This window comes from Neptuniibacter sp. 2_MG-2023 (assembly GCF_030547495.1).
Taxonomy (GTDB): domain Bacteria; phylum Pseudomonadota; class Gammaproteobacteria; order Pseudomonadales; family Balneatricaceae; genus Neptuniibacter.
On sequence record NZ_JAUOQC010000011.1, the window covers coordinates 90,821 to 107,291 of the forward strand.

17 protein-coding genes are annotated in these 16,471 nt (G+C 43.3%); 4 read left to right on the plus strand and 13 right to left on the minus strand.

What is annotated here, in order from left to right:
* Positions 1–120: 120 nt before the first annotated feature.
* The 4 genes from leuS to Q4486_RS11625 all read left to right on the plus strand — a co-directional run bounded on the left by leuS (position 121) and on the right by Q4486_RS11625 (position 4,732).
* Positions 121–2,709 (plus strand): leucine--tRNA ligase, encoded by a 2,589-nt coding sequence (leuS, locus tag Q4486_RS11610; RefSeq protein ID WP_303519530.1) that lies wholly within the window; start codon positions 121–123, stop codon positions 2,707–2,709.
* A 27-nt stretch (positions 2,710–2,736) separates the two neighbouring features.
* A complete protein-coding gene (gene lptE, locus Q4486_RS11615; protein ID WP_303416304.1) occupies positions 2,737–3,249 on the plus strand; it encodes an LPS assembly lipoprotein LptE in 513 nt (170 codons plus the stop codon).
* Positions 3,246–4,280: a DNA polymerase III subunit delta gene (gene holA / locus Q4486_RS11620; RefSeq protein WP_303416303.1), complete on the plus strand. Its 1,035-nt coding sequence runs from the start codon at positions 3,246–3,248 to the stop codon at positions 4,278–4,280. The genes lptE and holA overlap by 4 nt, the downstream gene beginning before the upstream one ends.
* Before the next feature lie 119 nt (positions 4,281–4,399).
* A complete protein-coding gene (locus Q4486_RS11625) occupies positions 4,400–4,732 on the plus strand; it encodes a cytochrome c (protein WP_303416302.1) in 333 nt (110 codons plus the stop codon).
* A gap of 8 nt (positions 4,733–4,740) precedes the next feature.
* Here the strand turns inward: Q4486_RS11625 and Q4486_RS11630 are convergent, their stop codons facing one another.
* The 13 genes from Q4486_RS11630 to rsfS form a co-directional block, all read right to left on the minus strand.
* Entirely contained in the window at positions 4,741–5,286 is a 546-nt protein-coding gene (locus Q4486_RS11630; RefSeq protein WP_303519531.1) for a lysophospholipid acyltransferase family protein, read from the minus strand.
* A 166-nt stretch (positions 5,287–5,452) separates the two neighbouring features.
* Positions 5,453–5,887 (minus strand): OsmC family protein, encoded by a 435-nt coding sequence (locus Q4486_RS11635; protein WP_303416300.1) that lies wholly within the window; start codon positions 5,885–5,887, stop codon positions 5,453–5,455.
* Positions 5,888–6,202: 315 nt separating this feature from the next.
* Entirely contained in the window at positions 6,203–7,183 is a 981-nt protein-coding gene (gene lipA, locus Q4486_RS11640) for a lipoyl synthase (protein WP_067866075.1), read from the minus strand.
* 6 nt (positions 7,184–7,189) lie between these two features.
* On the minus strand, positions 7,190–7,837 hold the full coding sequence (gene lipB / locus Q4486_RS11645; protein ID WP_303519532.1) for a lipoyl(octanoyl) transferase LipB: 648 nt from the start codon (positions 7,835–7,837) through the stop codon (positions 7,190–7,192).
* Complete coding sequence (locus Q4486_RS11650) at positions 7,837–8,115, minus strand: YbeD family protein (protein WP_303416298.1); 279 nt, start codon at positions 8,113–8,115, stop codon at positions 7,837–7,839. The genes lipB and Q4486_RS11650 overlap by 1 nt, the downstream gene beginning before the upstream one ends.
* 26 nt (positions 8,116–8,141) lie before the next feature.
* A complete protein-coding gene (locus Q4486_RS11655; RefSeq protein ID WP_303416297.1) occupies positions 8,142–8,996 on the minus strand; it encodes a D-amino acid aminotransferase in 855 nt (284 codons plus the stop codon).
* Positions 8,997–9,119: 123 nt separating this feature from the next.
* Complete coding sequence (locus Q4486_RS11660; protein ID WP_303416296.1) at positions 9,120–10,307, minus strand: D-alanyl-D-alanine carboxypeptidase family protein; 1,188 nt, start codon at positions 10,305–10,307, stop codon at positions 9,120–9,122.
* 133 nt (positions 10,308–10,440) lie between these two features.
* Positions 10,441–11,271, minus strand: a complete 831-nt coding sequence (locus tag Q4486_RS11665; RefSeq protein WP_303416295.1) for a septal ring lytic transglycosylase RlpA family protein — start codon at positions 11,269–11,271, stop codon at positions 10,441–10,443.
* 8 nt (positions 11,272–11,279) lie between these two features.
* Complete coding sequence (gene mltB, locus Q4486_RS11670; protein ID WP_303519534.1) at positions 11,280–12,491, minus strand: lytic murein transglycosylase B; 1,212 nt, start codon at positions 12,489–12,491, stop codon at positions 11,280–11,282.
* Between the two features lie 96 nt (positions 12,492–12,587).
* The gene (gene rodA, locus Q4486_RS11675) at positions 12,588–13,733 is read right to left on the minus strand and encodes a rod shape-determining protein RodA (RefSeq protein ID WP_303416293.1); all 1,146 of its coding nucleotides are present in this window, start codon (positions 13,731–13,733) and stop codon (positions 12,588–12,590) included.
* A complete protein-coding gene (mrdA, locus tag Q4486_RS11680; protein WP_303519535.1) occupies positions 13,723–15,618 on the minus strand; it encodes a penicillin-binding protein 2 in 1,896 nt (631 codons plus the stop codon). Before mrdA ends, rodA begins: the two co-directional genes overlap by 11 nt.
* A 40-nt stretch (positions 15,619–15,658) precedes the next feature.
* Positions 15,659–16,126: a 23S rRNA (pseudouridine(1915)-N(3))-methyltransferase RlmH gene (gene rlmH, locus Q4486_RS11685; RefSeq protein WP_303416291.1), complete on the minus strand. Its 468-nt coding sequence runs from the start codon at positions 16,124–16,126 to the stop codon at positions 15,659–15,661.
* An 8-nt stretch (positions 16,127–16,134) separates the two neighbouring features.
* Positions 16,135–16,467 carry a ribosome silencing factor gene (gene rsfS, locus Q4486_RS11690; protein WP_303416290.1) on the minus strand — a complete coding sequence of 111 codons (333 nt, stop codon included), beginning with the start codon at positions 16,465–16,467 and terminating at the stop codon, positions 16,135–16,137.
* Positions 16,468–16,471: the final 4 nt, after the last annotated feature.

Sequence of the window (16,471 nt, forward strand, 5' to 3'; positions counted from 1 at the left end):
GAGCGGAAACTCTGTTTGCTTACCTGTATATATTGTATGCTATACCCCAATAAGCAAACTTTTATTAACCGGCATCAAAAGATGCCGGTTTTTCTATCAAAGGCATCACGATTTACGAACATGAACGAACAATACCGCCCACAAAAGATTGAGCCACAGGTCCAGCAACATTGGAAAGATAACGATAGCTTTAAGTGCGAAGAGGATCTGCAGAAAGAAAAATTCTACTGCCTATCCATGTTTCCGTACCCTAGCGGTCGACTCCATATGGGTCATGTTCGTAACTACACTATCGGAGATGTAGTTTCCCGTTACCAGCGTATGCAAGGTAAGAATGTTCTGCAACCTATGGGTTGGGACGCATTTGGCCTGCCTGCTGAAAACGCGGCAATGAAAAATAACGTAGCGCCAGCTAAATGGACCTACGAAAACATTGATTACATGCGTAACCAGCTGCAACTTATGGGTTTTGGTTATGACTGGAACCGCGAACTCGCTACTTGTCATCCAGAATACTACCGCTGGGAACAATGGTTCTTTACTAAGTTGATGGATAAAGGCCTCGTTTACAAAAAAGAAGCAGAAGTAAACTGGGATCCAGTTGACCAAACGGTTCTAGCCAACGAACAGGTTATTGATGGTCGAGGCTGGCGTTCTGGCGCATTAGTCGAACGCAAAAAAATCCCGCAGTGGTTCCTTAAAATCACAGACTACGCTGATCAGTTACTGTCGGACTTAGACAAACTTGATGAGTGGCCAGAGCAAGTTCGTACGATGCAGAAAAACTGGATCGGTCGCTCTGAAGGGGTTGAACTTACCTTTGATGTTGCTAATTACGGTCCACTAGAAGTATTCACAACACGACCAGACACGCTAATGGGCGTTACCTACGTTGCTGTTGCAGCACAACACCCGCTTGCCCAACAAGCAGCTGCAAACAACGCAGAGCTCGCTACATTTATTGATGAGTGCAAAAATATTAAAGTTGCCGAAGCTGATATGGCAACGATGGAAAAGAAAGGTATGGCGCTAGGCATTAACGCTATACACCCTCTTACAGGTAAAGAAGTACCTGTTTGGACTGCTAACTTTGTCTTGATGGATTATGGCTCAGGCGCAGTCATGTCTGTACCTGGCCACGACCAGCGTGATTGGGAGTTTGCAACCAAATATGGTCTAGAGATCAAACAAGTTATCCGTCCACTAGACGATTCTGCCGTTGACCTAAGTGTTGAAGCCTATACAGAAAAAGGCGCCTTAGTTAACTCTGGCAACTATAATGATTTAGAATTTGACGTTGCCTTTAAAGCGATCGCAGCTGATCTAGAAGCTAAAGGTAAAGGTAAGGTCACGGTTAACTTCCGCTTACGTGACTGGGGCGTATCTCGCCAACGTTACTGGGGCGCACCAATCCCTGTTATTAACTGCCCAAGCTGCGGAGCACTTCCCGTACCTGAAGAGCAACTACCCGTTGTTCTTCCTACTGATGTTGAGTTTGATGGTAGCGGCTCTCCAATCAAAAAAATGGAAAGCTTCATTAATACCACCTGCCCTAAATGTGGCGGTCCCGCAGAACGAGAAACCGATACATTTGATACCTTTATGGAATCATCATGGTATTACGCACGCTATGCTTCACGTAGCAGTGATAACGCCATGCTTGAGCCGGAAAAAGCGAATTATTGGCTTCCTGTCGATCAATATATCGGCGGTATTGAACACGCTATTCTTCACCTACTTTACTCACGCTTTTTCCATAAGTTAATGCGCGATGAAGGACTTGTAGACAGTGACGAGCCATTTAAACGTCTTCTTTGCCAAGGTATGGTTCTAGCCGATAGTTTCTGCTACGAAGATGATAAAGGTGGAAAAGTTTGGGTTGCCCCAAATGAAGTTGATATTCAGACCGATGAAAAAAGCCGTGTGATCAGTGCAACCCATCGCGCTACAGGCCAAAGCCTTAAGCACGACGGCATGTCTAAAATGTCAAAATCAAAGAATAACGGCATCGATCCACAGATCATGATCGATAAATACGGCGCAGATACTGTGCGTTTATTTATGATGTTTGCTGCACCACCTGAGCAATCTTTAGAATGGTCAGATACCGGTGTAGAAGGTGCTCACCGTTTCCTTAAACGTCTTTGGAAGCAAGTCCATGATCACCTAAATGTAGGTGGCTCATCGGCTGCGATCGACAAAGACAATTTGACTGATGTGCAGAAAGAACTGCGCCGTAAAGTTCATTCTACTATTCAAAAAGTAAGTGATGATATGGAGCGTCGCCAAACGTTCAACACTGCAATTGCTGCGGTTATGGAGCTGTCTAACACAGTGGCTAAATTCGTAGATATTAGCGAACAAGGCCGCGCAGTTATGCAAGAAGCGCTTGAAGCTGCGGTCCTACTTCTATCACCTATAGTGCCTCATATTAGTCATCAGCTGTGGCAGGAACTAGGTCACTCTGAAGTACTTACCGCCCCATGGCCAACGATAGACGAATCAGCGCTTATCCAAGATACAGTGCAACTCGTTATCCAAGTCAACGGTAAGGTAAGAGCCAAAATCAATGTTGCTGCTGATGCAGATGAAGATATGATTCTTCATACCGCCTTAGCCGATGAAAACGTACAAAAGCATATGGTAGATAAAACAATCCGTAAAAAAATTGTTGTACCTGGCCGCTTAGTTAACATTGTTGTAGGTTAAAGCGAAATCGCTGGTTAAGGAGTAAACATGATTAAACAGTGGAAAACATTAATAGGGCAGTTCGTGTTGATACTAACCCTATTCAGCCTTTTATCTGCCTGCGGTTTCCAACTTCGAGGACTACAAGACGTATCCGAAGATAAGAAACTCGTAACACTTATACCAGGTAACACTAATAATCAGTTACTCCGTAGCCTGCGACAGAACATGAAGTTTAATGGCATCAGTGAAATTGATAATGCGAACTACCAGATTCGTCTTTCAAACTTTCGCTATAAACGCCGTGCAGCGACCATTAGTAGCAGTGCTGATGTAGATGAATATGAGATCTCTGCTGAGGTGACTATGCTTCTGACCGATAAGCAAGGACAGCCTCTTACGCAAAACATCAAAATTCAGCGCGAGCGAATCTACACTTATGACACAGACGCTGCGGCAGCAAGTTCAGAGCAAGAAGAACTTCTACGTGGCGAGTTATACGATTCAATTGCACAAACTATATTACGTCGCTATCTAGCCAGTAATAATAAGTCAGAATGAAGCTACGTCCGGAGCAGCTAGAGGCTCAGCTAAAAAAAGGCCTAGCGCCGGTATATTTTATTACCGGCGATGAGCCGCTTATTTTAGAAGAAAGCTCAGATTTGCTCCGTAGCCGCATACAGCAACAAGGCTTTAATGAACGTGAAGTACTCCATGTAGATGGTAGTTTTAACTGGGAATATCTTCTCGAATGCGCCAACGCTTTATCTCTATTCGCTGAAAAGAAAATTATCGAGCTCCGTTTAGGTAGTCAAAAGCTGAATAAGAAATCCAGTGAGCTACTACAAAGCTATCTTAATAATCCCGCACCAGACAATATCCTTTTAATCACCGCAAATAAGCTAGATGGTAGCGCCAAAAAGAGCGCATGGTTCAAAGCCATCGATAAATGCGGAATTATCATAGAGATCTGGCCCGTAGAAACAGAACAGTTACCTAATTGGATTAGACAACGAGCTGCACAAATAGACCTACAACTGAATGAAGAAGCAATACAACTCTTATGTGACCGTATTGAAGGCAATCTGCTTGCAGCAAAACAAGAGATCAATAAACTAAGCCTACTCTTCCCGCATCAAGTTGTTACCGCTGACGATGTTATCGACTCAGTATCTGATAGCTCTCGATATGATATTTATGGTCTGATCGATGCGGCATTAAATGGCCAGGCCGCTCGCTGCTGTAAAATACTTCAGGCGCTTAAGCAGGATGGTACAGAGCCACCGGTTGCTCTATGGGCACTCTCAAAAGAGCTACGGAGCTTATCTGCTATCCAACAAGCTCAACATAATGGTCAATCGTTCGATGCCGTATGCCAACGGGAAAGAATATGGGGGAAACGTAAACCTCTTGTCCGTAAAACAGCTCAGCGCATTTCAACTGAACAGATAAACTTAGCTCTACAGCAATGTGCCGAAGTCGATAAAATTGTTAAAGGACTTGCATCGGGAGATGCTTGGCTACTTCTCACCTCCATCTCGCTTACGCTAGCAGGGCAACCATTAACCCTTCTCAATGCCTGCACATATTAAAACCTAGTGTAAAACAGCCGGATAGCATTCACCGCTTGCAGTTTATACCCTTGATCTATTAGCTCAACCTGACAAAATTAACTATGATAACTATAAAATCACAAGGCGTATAATTACCTATGCACTTATCTCAACGGGCATCTACACTGATCCTAACGACCATTTTACTAAGTGGCTGCGATGGGGAAACGACCCCTGAGAACATGCAGTCGGGAGAAGAGCTCTATAACTATTACTGCAAAAATTGTCACGAGCTGAAAGGCCCCGGCGCCAATATGGAACGCTATACTGGGGAAAAAAACTTAAAACCTTATAAAGTCATGCTGATGATCAAGTTCAACAAAGCCTCGCCTAAACACGGCATGACCACATTCACCCAGCTATCGGACAATCAAGCTGAGGCTGTATCTGAGTACACGGTAAACCTTATTGAAAGACATCTTAATAGGTAAAGCCTTTATCACATATAAGGCTGATAGTATTTTTGGATCAATTTTAAATCATCTTCATAATTACCCTGTGTATGAAATACGCCTAAAATCCCTCCGCGTTTATTTTTATAATCTATAAAACCCAAAACAATAGGTACCCCTGCGCCATCCGCTATATGATAAAAACCTGATTTCCAGTGGGTTACTTGAGATCGAGTTCCTTCAGGGGCCATCATAATTTTCAGATCTGGATAAGTTTTAAATTTCTCAACGGTCGCATCAACCATATTATTTTTTTTCACACGGTCGACCGGTATTCCTCCCATCCAACGCATCAAAAAACCAAATGGAAATTTAAAAATACTTGATTTACCAACCCAATGCAGCGGCATCCTCAATGCAAAAGCGATCATCAAAGAAAACGGCATATCCCAATTAGTCGTATGTGGCGCAGCAATTAATACACACTGCTTCATATCTTTTGGAAAAGAGCCTTCCACCTTCCAGCCACATATTTTAAGCAAAACTAGAGAAAAAAATCGTAAAAGCGAACTAATAACAGGCGTTGTAAACATAGTATTACGCCACATCCTAAAGACCCCTATTTATTAAAAATAGATAAATTCAAACAATAGGAATAATGAAGGATTTTACAGGCATTGTCTGCAAACAGTTAGGTCGATTGGATCAAGAGCTAGATGAAAACACCCAGCTCTCTGGCCTTAGCGATGAAACTTGCACTTAAACAAGACAGTGCACAACATCAGTCGCTAGTTTTATGTTGTCATGTAATGGGCAACGCTCACAAACTTCATTTAAAAACGCCAGCTTCTCAGCGTCAGTTAGATCAGCATCAATAGTAGCTTCAACGCGAATCTGCTGAAATCCAGTACGATCCTCAGTAGGCTTTCCCAGTAAACCCATTGAATTAAGGTCAGCTTCAACTTTAATACTCATGGCTCTAAGATCAATCTTCTGCTGACCCGCAGCAATATGCCCAATACTGCCGATACAACCCGCTAATGAGAACAAAAAATACTCTAAAGGTGTTGGCCCTTGATTACCACCACCATTAGCCGTTGGCTGATCAATCACTACATGATGCTCTCGAATATCCGCAGTTATCGCACAACCTGAGCCCATATTAGCCATAACAGTGATTGTTTTTGTACCCATTGAACTGCTCCATAATAATTAAATTAGATAATACTAATTTAATTATTAATAAAGTAAAAAACAATATAGAAGCGATCAACAACGTAGAATAATACGATTTCATTGATATGAAAGACTAAGCGTTACTTAATCACAGAAGGTTCAAAGAAAAGCTGTTTTGATCAATCTATAAGCCTCTCCGGCTTAGGACGCCTTTATGGAAAGTCTCACATTGGATAGAAAACATAAGAGGAAGGAAGCCTCCCACATAAGGTACATATGTGGGAGACGGTCTTTATGCAGGGCATACCGATAAAGAGAGCCCTATTTACGGCTCTAACTAACTTTTTCGCCTTTAGCCTGTAAGTCCGCATGATATGAGGAGCGTACTAGCGGGCCACAAGCCGCATGAGTAAAACCGAGTTCTTTTGCAATCCGAGCAAACTCATCAAATTCCGCGGGAGTTACATAACGCTCCAACTTAAGATGATTACCGCTCGGTTGTAGATATTGCCCTATAGTCAGCATGTCTACATCATGGGCACGAAGATCTTTCATTACTTGAATAATCTCTTCATTGGTTTCACCAATACCCACCATTAACCCTGACTTAGTTCGAACGTTTGGATTTTTGGCTTTGTATTTTTTCAGCAGACGTAAAGACCACTCATAATCAGATCCTGGGCGTACCGCTTTGTAAAGGCGCGGCACCGTTTCCATATTATGATTAAGAACATCAGGTGGCGTTTCAGTAAGAATATCAATCGCTATATCCATACGGCCACGAAAATCAGGTACTAAGATCTCCATCTCAATACTCGGTACTTGTCCGCGGGTCTCACGTACGCAATCTGCAAAATGCTGAGCACCACCATCACGTAGATCATCACGATCTACTGAGGTCACTACTACATAACGAAGCCCCATATCAGCGATAGCATCCGCTAACTCTTTAGGCTCATTTCTATCAAGCTCATTTGGACGGCCATGGGCCACATCGCAGAACGGACAACGACGTGTACAGATATCTCCCATGATCATAAAGGTCGCGGTACCGTGACTAAAGCACTCACCTAGGTTCGGACAACTTGCTTCTTCACAAACTGAAGCCAACTTATGCTTTCTCAGCTTGTCTTTAATCCGTTGTACTTCAGCATTTGAACCCATCCTGACACGCAACCATTCTGGCTTACGTAGCATGTCGCTTTTCTCAGTTGGGATCACCTTTACTGGAATACGATCGACTTTATCAGCACCACGTAATTTAACGCCCTGCTCTACTCGTTTTTTCGCCGTAGCTTTATTATGTTCAGACATTTAGACTCAATCCAGAGTGGTTTTTCGGGTCACTTCTTCATACCCGAGTTTACTAATCAAATGGTTAAGTAAATGCTGGGTAGCATCGGCCTGATCAAGGTCTTCTACCAACATACCTAACTGTGTCATCTCCATGCCCGCATAGCCGCATGGGTTTATTCTTAAAAAAGGTTCTAAGTCCATCGCGAGGTTTAGTGCTAATCCATGAAAAGAACAGCCCCGTCTAACTCTCAAACCTAAAGAAGCGATCTTACTACCCTCAACATAGACCCCAGGTGCATCAGGTTTTGGGTAAGCGTCGATTTTAAATTCGTTAAGCGTATCAACAACCGCCTCTTCCATTATAGAAACAAGCTCACGCACACCTAACTTTTTACGCTTAAGATTCAGCATTAGGTAGATTATAGCCTGTCCTGGGCCGTGGTACGTCACCTGCCCACCCCGATCCACTTGTACTACAGGAATATCACCTGTGTTTAACAAATGCTCCTCTTTACCCGCCTGCCCCTGCGTAAACACCGGTTCATGCTGCAAAGACCAGATCTCATCAACTACATCTTCACCACGTTCGTTGGTGAAGGACTGCATCCGCTGCCAAGTGGGTTCATAAGGCAGTAAACCTAAATCTCGTACAATTAGCTGATCTGAAAGCATCAAATCACCATCTTTACACGCTCTGAAGCAATTAATGCTTCATGTAGTGCAGCAAGCTGTTCTACACCTTGAGCGGTAATAGTAAACCGTACAGACTGAAAGGTACCATTCCGACTGTCCTGAAGAGTAACCGAGGTAAAATCAAAATCAGGCACATGCACCTGTACAATCTCGATCACAAAATCACGAAAGTCATCGTCATTTCTGCCTACCACCTTAATAGGGTAGTTAGGACATGGAAATTCAATTTTAGGTGGTTCTTGCTGCTTATCTGTCATCTATTCATACCACTAATCACTAACTATCACAGTCCCGTCATTAACTTACGTTGGAAATCTGCGAAAAGCTCAAACATTTTTTGCCATACAGGCCCAGACTGCCCCTTTCCGATCTTATGCCCATCGACTTCTACCACTGGCACAATCCCGCGCGTCGAGCTAGAAACCCAAACTTCATCAGCAACAAGTAACTGCTGATAATCAATATCCACTTCTTGAAACTGAATAGCATGTTTATCTGCCAATTCAAGAATCAGCTCACGCGTAATTCCCCCTAAGATCTCAGAACTACGCTTAGGTGTATAAATAACGCCGCGTTTAACCAAAAATAGGTTACAAGCAGAACCTTCTGTCAGCTTATCATTACGTGAGAAAAGCGCCTCTTGAGCCCCTTCATCTTTCGCTTGCTGCAACACTAAAATATTAGGCAGTAGACAGGTTGATTTAATATCACAGCGATGCCAACGTAAATCTTCCGTCACTATAGCTTTTAGCGGGACAACACTATCAACACCCGCTTTCCAGACATCTTTTATCGGTGTGCAACACGCAAATACTGTAGGCTCTAGTGAATCATCGTAAGCGTGGCTTCGTTTACCTGCACTACCGCGCGTGACTTGCAGATAAACAGATAGATTACCGCCGCCATTACGCGCAACAAGGGACTCTAAAATTTCTTCCCAATGCTGCTCATTTTTAATACGCACCGCTCTTAAACTGTGATGTAAACGGTCAAGATGCGCTTGCAAACGAAAACCGACCCCTTGATAAAAAGGGATCACCTCATAAACACTATCGCCAAACAGAAAACCACGATCGAATACCGAAACCTTGGCTTCCTCTGCCGGCAAAAACTCACCATTGAGATAGACTGTATTCATATAACCTAAACGCAAACACCCGCATCAATATTAAAAACCGAACCAAAGCTACATACAGCTCTTCAGTATTTAATATAGATGCGGGCATCCATGCAATTATTAAAGGACTAGCGCTAAAAACAGTTACCCGATTAGGCTAGTAAAGAATAAAAGTATCGCGTGCCAAATACGTTTTAACAGGCCTGCTTCAGGAATTGCATCCATTGCAACTAAAGGCACTTCCGTTACTAAATCACCATCTAAGGTTACACGTACTTTACCTAACTCCTGACCTTTCATTATAGGTGCAGTAATAACTCTATCCACATCCATTATCGCTTGCAGCTTATCCGCTTGACCGCGTGGGATAGTTACCGATAGTGGATCAGAAATTCCGATACGTAATTGATCTTGAGTACCCGACCAAACTTTAGCTGTATTCAAGACAACATTACTTTTATAAAGCTGATGAGTTCTATAGTAACGGAAAGCATAAGAAAGTAGCTTCTGGCTCTCACGAGCACGGGCCTCTTCATCACTAGTGCCGAGTACTACCGAAATCAAACGCATGCCATCACGCTTAGCTGAAGCAACAAGACAGTAACCAGCAGCATCTGTATGGCCAGTTTTTAACCCATCGACTGTTTTATCGCGCCATAGAAGCTTATTACGGTTAGGTTGGCGAATTTTGTTATATGTAAAATATTTTTCCGAGTAGATCCCATAATGCTCAGGGAAATCTTGAATTATTGCTTTAGCTAATAAGGCCAAATCAAAAGCAGAAGATTCGTGTCCCTCAGCAGGAAGGCCGGTGGCATTCATAAAGTTTGTATTCTTCATACCTAATAGTTTGGCATGCTGATTCATTAAATCAGCAAAAGCAGCTTCACTACCCGCTATATGTTCAGCTACCGCAACCGATGCGTCGTTACCCGATTGAATAACGATCCCTTTCATCAGATCACCTAAACGGACTTGCGTACCCTCACGAATAAACATACGCGAGCCTTGGGTACGCCACGCTTTTTCACTGATCAATACTAGATCATCAGTACTTACATTCCCTTTACTCAATTCGTATTCGAGGATGTAAGCCGTCATCATTTTCGTCAAGCTGGCGGGGGCAAATCGCTCATTTTCATTTTTAGCGGCAATAATTTTGCCTGTATCGGCATCGATAACAAGGTACGCAGTCGCTGCGATCTGAGGTTCTGCTGGAATCAAACTTGCGGCAGATGAAAAATTGACAACCGCAATAGTCAAAAATAGCAGACTAAATACTTTTGAAACTTTATTTAAAAACACCTTTTTAAACCAAACCTTATTAAACATGTTCATCCAAAACAATCATTAAAGAAATCTAAGTGAGGCCACTACTGATACTGCAATATAGTAGCGATAACACACTTAATTTTCATAGTTACTTTAAGTCCACTTAACGCCGTAGGTAACTCTACTTAAGCTATTAAGGGAAGTCTACCAAGTGCGGAGTTGCATAGCCCATTTGTTCTACCTTCTGAGTTAAATCTGCCAAAGAGGTCGTACTTTTCAGCGGGCCTATTTGGACTCTATGTAAAACAGTTCCCTGCTGATTAGTCAGTGGACGAATAATCACCGCAAGATCGGTCAAAATAGGTCTTAACTGACTTTCAACATACTCAGCAGATGCGCGGCTAGAATACGCACCTACCTGTAAATATCTCCCCGCCACAGAAACTTGATGATTCACAACCGGCGAAGAGATAAGGTTCTCTGAGTTTTGCCAAGCGCGCGGATCAAGCGCTTCAATTTTTACATGAGCGGTGCCTTTACTGAGCATATCCAGCTTGGAAGCGGCCGCATAAGAAAGATCGATCAAACGATCATCATGAAACGGCCCTCGATCATTTACCCTAACGATAACTTGACGACCATTAGCTAAATTAGTTACCCGCAAGTAAGTTGGTAGTGGCAAACTTTTATGTGCAGCAGACATTTTATACATATCATAAACCTCACCATTGGAGGTTTGATGGCCATGAAATTTACGTCCGTACCAAGATGCTGTTCCCGTAGCGGTGTAACCATTAGCGCTCGGCATTACATAATATTGTTTACCTAGTACAGTATACGGGCTTTTATTTCCGCCTCTGCTTTTAGGTTCTACCTGAGGCACTGCATCCTTCACATGCGACACATCAACGGGGGCATCTGGCGCTTTATCGTGCTTCATGGAATAGCGGCCACTATTTTCACTCGTAGAGGAACAGCCAGCGAGTAACACAATCAAACTAAAAACAAAGAGCCTGTTATACATAGTCCACTCTACTTTTTAGTTTGCGTTACAGTTTTTTCTGAAAGCGATTTCTCATAAGCCATTTTAATCTGCTCACTTAAACGATAAACCGCCATTGCATAAAGCTTGCTGTGATTATAGCGAGTGATCACATAAAAGTTATGTAAACCTAACCAATATTGAGCATCTTCACCTATCTCTAATCTCATTAGAATAGCTTTACCTTCAGGCGACAACGTCAACTCAGGCTCTACCCCTCTTTGCTGCCAATCAGCAATCGTCAACTCAGGGATCAATCCTTTCCGGCCTTTACTAAACCATGCCTCATCCGCCGTTTGGCTAAAAGAAACCCCACTAATGACTGGCTCACCTTTTGCCCAACCATGTTCAGCAAAATAGTTAGCTACACTGCCTATAGCATCTGTCTTATTGTTCCAGATATCACGATGACCATCATTATCAAAATCTATAGCAAAACTACGGTAACTGGATGGAATAAACTGCCCATATCCCATAGCTCCCGCATAAGAACCTTTATGCGCGGTAACATCAGTTTTTTCTTCACGCACCAAACGTAGATACTCTTTCAACTGCCCCAGAAAAAACTCACTACGTCTTGGATAATCAAAACCAAGGGTCGCCACCGCATCTAAAACTCGATAACTACCCATAATACGACCGTAACGGGTTTCTACACCAATAATAGAAACAATAACTTCAGCGGGAACCCCATAGGTTTTTTCAGCTAAAGCTAACGCTGCTTGATTTTCTTGCCAAAACTGAACGCCCTGCTTTATACGTTTTGGCTGTATAAAGATCTTACGGTACTCACCCCAATTTAAGCTTTTTTCTGCTGGGCGTGAGATCGCCGTTAAAATGGATTGCTGCCTTTTCGCTTCGCCCAAAACACCTTTTAAATAAGCCTCACTAAAACCTTCCGCTTTCATCTCATCGATAAAGGCTTGAGCCTGAGGGTAATCTGCATAGGAACCCGATAACAAAGGCTCAGCGACCTTCTCTACAGACTCTTTTACAGGCTTCTCTGGGGCAGCAACGACTTTCTTAGTTTGCGTTACCGGCGTTACGACGACCTCCTTACTTGGGGTTAGCGTCTGTTTTTTAACCTCACTGTTCGACGAACTTTCATCTTGAGTTGCAACAGATTGCTCCGCTGAAGTTGCACAACCATTGAGAGACAGACTGGCCGCCAAAATAACCGTAAATAATAAAGACTGATTCACTCTAAACTCCCAATAAAAAATCCATAAACAGATCACAACCCAACTACTTGATCTAACATAGGTTTATACAACCTAAACTATACCGCTTGCTAATCCTTACTTTAAAAGCATGGTTCTATAGCTATAAACCGACATGATCATTCCAAATCCAGCCATAAGCGTAACAATAGATGTCCCCCCATAGCTAACCATAGGAAGTGGCACACCCACAACCGGTAACAAACCACTAACCATACCTATATTTACAAAAACATACACAAAGAACGTTAAGGTTAAACTGCCAGCTAACAAACGTCCGAAACTATCCGGAGCCCTAGCGGCTATCACCAACCCTCTAGCAATGATCAACACATACAAGGTTAAAAGTATGAGTACACCAATGAAGCCAAGTTCCTCAGCAACCACCGCAATAATAAAATCCGTATGGGATTCAGGCAAAAAATCTAACTGGGATTGTGTGCCACTTAGCCAACCTTTGCCATCAATGCCTCCCGAACCTATAGCCGTCTTGGATTGAATAATATTCCAACCTGAACCTAACGGGTCGCTCTCCGGATCAAGAAAGGTAAGAACACGCTGCCTCTGATAATCTTTCATCACTGCCCACAAACCAGGCAATGCCGCGGCTCCAACACCTACAGCTATAAAAATATATCGCCACAAAATACCCGACAGTAAAAGAACGAACACCCCAGATGCGGCGATCAGTAGGGATGTACCTAAATCGGGCTGTTTCATAATCAGCACAGTCGGTACAGCAATCAGCACTAAACTAATAAATATATGCCTAAAACTAGGCGGAAGAGAGCGATGGGCCAAGTAATAGGCAACCGTTAGGGGCAGAATCAACTTCATAATTTCAGCAGGCTGGAATCTGAACCCAGGTAAAGCTATCCAGCGTTGTGCACCTTTAGCGCCAACCCCAAATAGCATTACGCATACCAGTAATAGTACGCCTATAACATAGAGCCAAAGAGCCCAGCGGCCAAAAAAACGTGGCGTTAACTGGGCTAAAAAAACCATCACAACAAAACCCGCACCCATACGTATCGCTTGGCGCGTGACATAGCCTATATCTTGGCCTGAAGCGCTATATAGAATAAATAAACCAAATCCACACAATAAAAAAAGAAGCAACAACAGCCAACCATCTAAGCGCGTGTAACTCCAAAGACTAGGCCTTTGACGCAGATGGTCATGCGCTTCTGGCATATAACGCTCAAACTCGCGATTATTTATCATCTTGATCCTCAACTAATGGATCTGTACCTAAGAGATACGCATCAAGGATCTTACGCGCAATAGGTGCTGCAGTACTTGAGCCACCGCCACCATTTTCAACGATAACGGCGATAGCAATTTTAGGGTCATCAACCGGCGCAAAGGCAACAAACAAGGCATGGTCACGGTGAATTTCTGCTAATTTTTCAGCGTCATAAACCGCATCCTGTTTAATACCAACCACTTGAGCTGTCCCTGTTTTACCTGCAATCTCATAACTGGAATTAGCACCCGACCGTCTGGCGGTACCATGTTTGGAATGCATAACATCGCGCATACCTTTGATAATATCATCCCAATGCTTATCATCATTTAACACAACATCGGCGGGGGTTGGTTTGCCGTCAGAGAAATCAGAAGGCTCTAATACCTCGGCCCCTGCATCATTGATCTTTTTCGTCCCCTTGAGCATATGCGGAGGCACCCACTCACCACGATTAGCAATAACGGCCATTGCAGTTGCCAACTGTAGAGGGGTCGCAACAAAGAACCCCTGCCCAATACTCATGTTAAGGGAATCACCTGTATACCAGGGTGTTTTACGGGCTTTTCGCTTCCACTCTTTTGAGGGCAAAATAGCACCTAAAGCTTCAGGAAGGTCAAGACTTGTTACTTGACCAAAACCAAACATACCTAAATATTTTGACATGGGGTCTACCCCCATCTTATGAGATACATCGTAAAACCAAGTGTCACATGATTGGGCAATCGCCTCGTACATATTAACCCGACCATGACCCACTTTTTTCCAGTCTCGGTATTTACGACCGCCATGGGTCAACGAATACCAACCGGGATCAAAAATCGTATAACTTGGCGTCACAATGCCACTATCAATCGCTGACAATGCGATCATAGGCTTAATAGTTGAACCTGGGGGATAGCGACCGCGGATCGCGCGGTTAAATAAAGGTAGGTCAGGAGATTCACGCAAAGCGTTATAGTTTTTTGAAGAGATCCCCGTAACAAACATATTTGGATCATAAGCGGGTGTAGATACCAGTGCTAAAATCCCACCTGTTTTAGGTTCAATCGCGACTATAGATGCGCGATATCCTTCTATCAATTTTTCAGTTATTTGCTGTAAACGCAGATCAAGGTTTAAAACAATATCTTTACCAGGCCTTGGATCACGGCGTTCCAATACACGCATAACGCGCCCACGCGCATTTGTTTCTACTTTCTGGAACCCCACTTCGCCATGAAGTTCATCTTCATAAAACTTCTCAATACCCAGCTTACCTATGTAATGGGTTGCAGCGTAATTAGTAGGATCAACACGACCAAGTTCTTTCTCATTGATACGTCCGACATACCCCATCGCATGCACCAAAGATTTACCATAAGGGTAGTAACGGATCAGCTCCGCCTCCACTCGCACGCCGGGTAAACGGTGATAGTTCACTGAGATCTTAGCAATCTCATCCTCAGTTAAACGAAAACGCACCGGAATAGATTCAAAAGGACGACGACGTTGCTTTAAACGTTTTTTAAAGCTCTCAACCTCACGCTCAGTCATAGGGATTAAAGAGCGTAGTTCAGTTAAGGTGGTGTCTAGATCTTCCACCTCCTCTTTTAAAATAGTAACGCTATAGCTAGGCCGGTTATCAGCCAGCAATACACCGTTACGATCATAAATAAGCCCCCGGGTCGGCGGCACCGGTTGCAATTGAACACGATTAGCTTCCGACATAGCGGCGTAGCGATCATGCTCTACAACCTGAAGGTAATAGAGTCGGCCAACGAGTACACACAACATCACAACCACAACAAAAAAGGCCAAAACGGCACGCACTTTAAATGTGCGACTCTCTTTTGAGTGATCTTTTAAGCGTTCTGCTCCCATATACGTCAGCGCTTCTTCTCTATAGGTAAATTAATAAACATTATTTATGGTAGGGGTGCCCTTGAATGACAGTCCAAGCACGATAAAGTTGCTCAGCTAACATCACACGAACCAACGGATGGGGTAGAGTTAATGCAGAAAGGGACCACTTTTGATCCGCAATAGCGGAACAACGGCTATCTAAACCATCAGGTCCACCTATCAACAAGCTAATATTACGCCCATCCATACGCCAATCTTCCACTTGAGCAGCAAGTTGCTCCGTTGACCAGTTTTTGCCAAGCACCTCTAAAGCAATAACCCGATCCCCTTTAGGAATAGCCGCAAGCATTTGGTCACCCTCCTGCTTTTTTGCTTTAGCTATATCACTGCTTTTACCGCGGTGGCCTAAAGGCAATTCAATCATCTCTAATTGAAAGTCATTCGGCAGACGCTTTTCATACTCACGATAACCTTCATTAACCCATGAAGGCATCTTTCCACCAATAGCTATGATCCGAATTTTCATAAAAAGTTTTATGCGTCTTTTTCAACGCCCCATAGGCGCTCTAAATCATAAAACTCACGCGCATCAGGCATCATGATATGGACAACCACATCACCTAAGTCGACCAGTATCCAATCACTAACACTTTGCCCTTCTGAACCTAAAGGTAGAAGACCTGCCGCTTTAATTTGGATTCCGACCTCTTCGGCAATAGCTCCCACATGACGTTTAGAGGTACCACTAGCTATAACCATATAATCGGTAACGGTTGAGCGGCCTCGCACATCAAGATCCACGATCTCTTTTGCTTTCATATCTTCAAGGGCGTTATGAACAATCTCAATTACTTTTTCAGTTTGCATTATT

What these genes read in the sequence shown, in the direction of transcription:
- leuS (WP_303519530.1), top strand. Translation starts at nt 121, where the DNA reads ATGAACGAACAATACCGCCCACAAAAGATTGAGCCACAGGTCCAGCAA.
- lptE (WP_303416304.1), top strand. Translation starts at nt 2,737, where the DNA reads ATGATTAAACAGTGGAAAACATTAATAGGGCAGTTCGTGTTGATACTA.
- holA (WP_303416303.1), top strand. Translation starts at nt 3,246, where the DNA reads ATGAAGCTACGTCCGGAGCAGCTAGAGGCTCAGCTAAAAAAAGGCCTA.
- Q4486_RS11625 (WP_303416302.1), top strand. Translation starts at nt 4,400, where the DNA reads ATGCACTTATCTCAACGGGCATCTACACTGATCCTAACGACCATTTTA.
- Q4486_RS11630 (WP_303519531.1), bottom strand. Translation starts at nt 5,286, where the DNA reads ATGTTTACAACGCCTGTTATTAGTTCGCTTTTACGATTTTTTTCTCTA.
- Q4486_RS11635 (WP_303416300.1), bottom strand. Translation starts at nt 5,887, where the DNA reads ATGGGTACAAAAACAATCACTGTTATGGCTAATATGGGCTCAGGTTGT.
- lipA (WP_067866075.1), bottom strand. Translation starts at nt 7,183, where the DNA reads ATGTCTGAACATAATAAAGCTACGGCGAAAAAACGAGTAGAGCAGGGC.
- lipB (WP_303519532.1), bottom strand. Translation starts at nt 7,837, where the DNA reads ATGCTTTCAGATCAGCTAATTGTACGAGATTTAGGTTTACTGCCTTAT.
- Q4486_RS11650 (WP_303416298.1), bottom strand. Translation starts at nt 8,115, where the DNA reads ATGACAGATAAGCAGCAAGAACCACCTAAAATTGAATTTCCATGTCCT.
- Q4486_RS11655 (WP_303416297.1), bottom strand. Translation starts at nt 8,996, where the DNA reads ATGAATACAGTCTATCTCAATGGTGAGTTTTTGCCGGCAGAGGAAGCC.
- Q4486_RS11660 (WP_303416296.1), bottom strand. Translation starts at nt 10,307, where the DNA reads ATGTTTAATAAGGTTTGGTTTAAAAAGGTGTTTTTAAATAAAGTTTCA.
- Q4486_RS11665 (WP_303416295.1), bottom strand. Translation starts at nt 11,271, where the DNA reads ATGTATAACAGGCTCTTTGTTTTTAGTTTGATTGTGTTACTCGCTGGC.
- rodA (WP_303416293.1), bottom strand. Translation starts at nt 13,733, where the DNA reads ATGATAAATAATCGCGAGTTTGAGCGTTATATGCCAGAAGCGCATGAC.
- mrdA (WP_303519535.1), bottom strand. Translation starts at nt 15,618, where the DNA reads ATGGGAGCAGAACGCTTAAAAGATCACTCAAAAGAGAGTCGCACATTT.
- rlmH (WP_303416291.1), bottom strand. Translation starts at nt 16,126, where the DNA reads ATGAAAATTCGGATCATAGCTATTGGTGGAAAGATGCCTTCATGGGTT.
- rsfS (WP_303416290.1), bottom strand. Translation starts at nt 16,467, where the DNA reads ATGCAAACTGAAAAAGTAATTGAGATTGTTCATAACGCCCTTGAAGAT.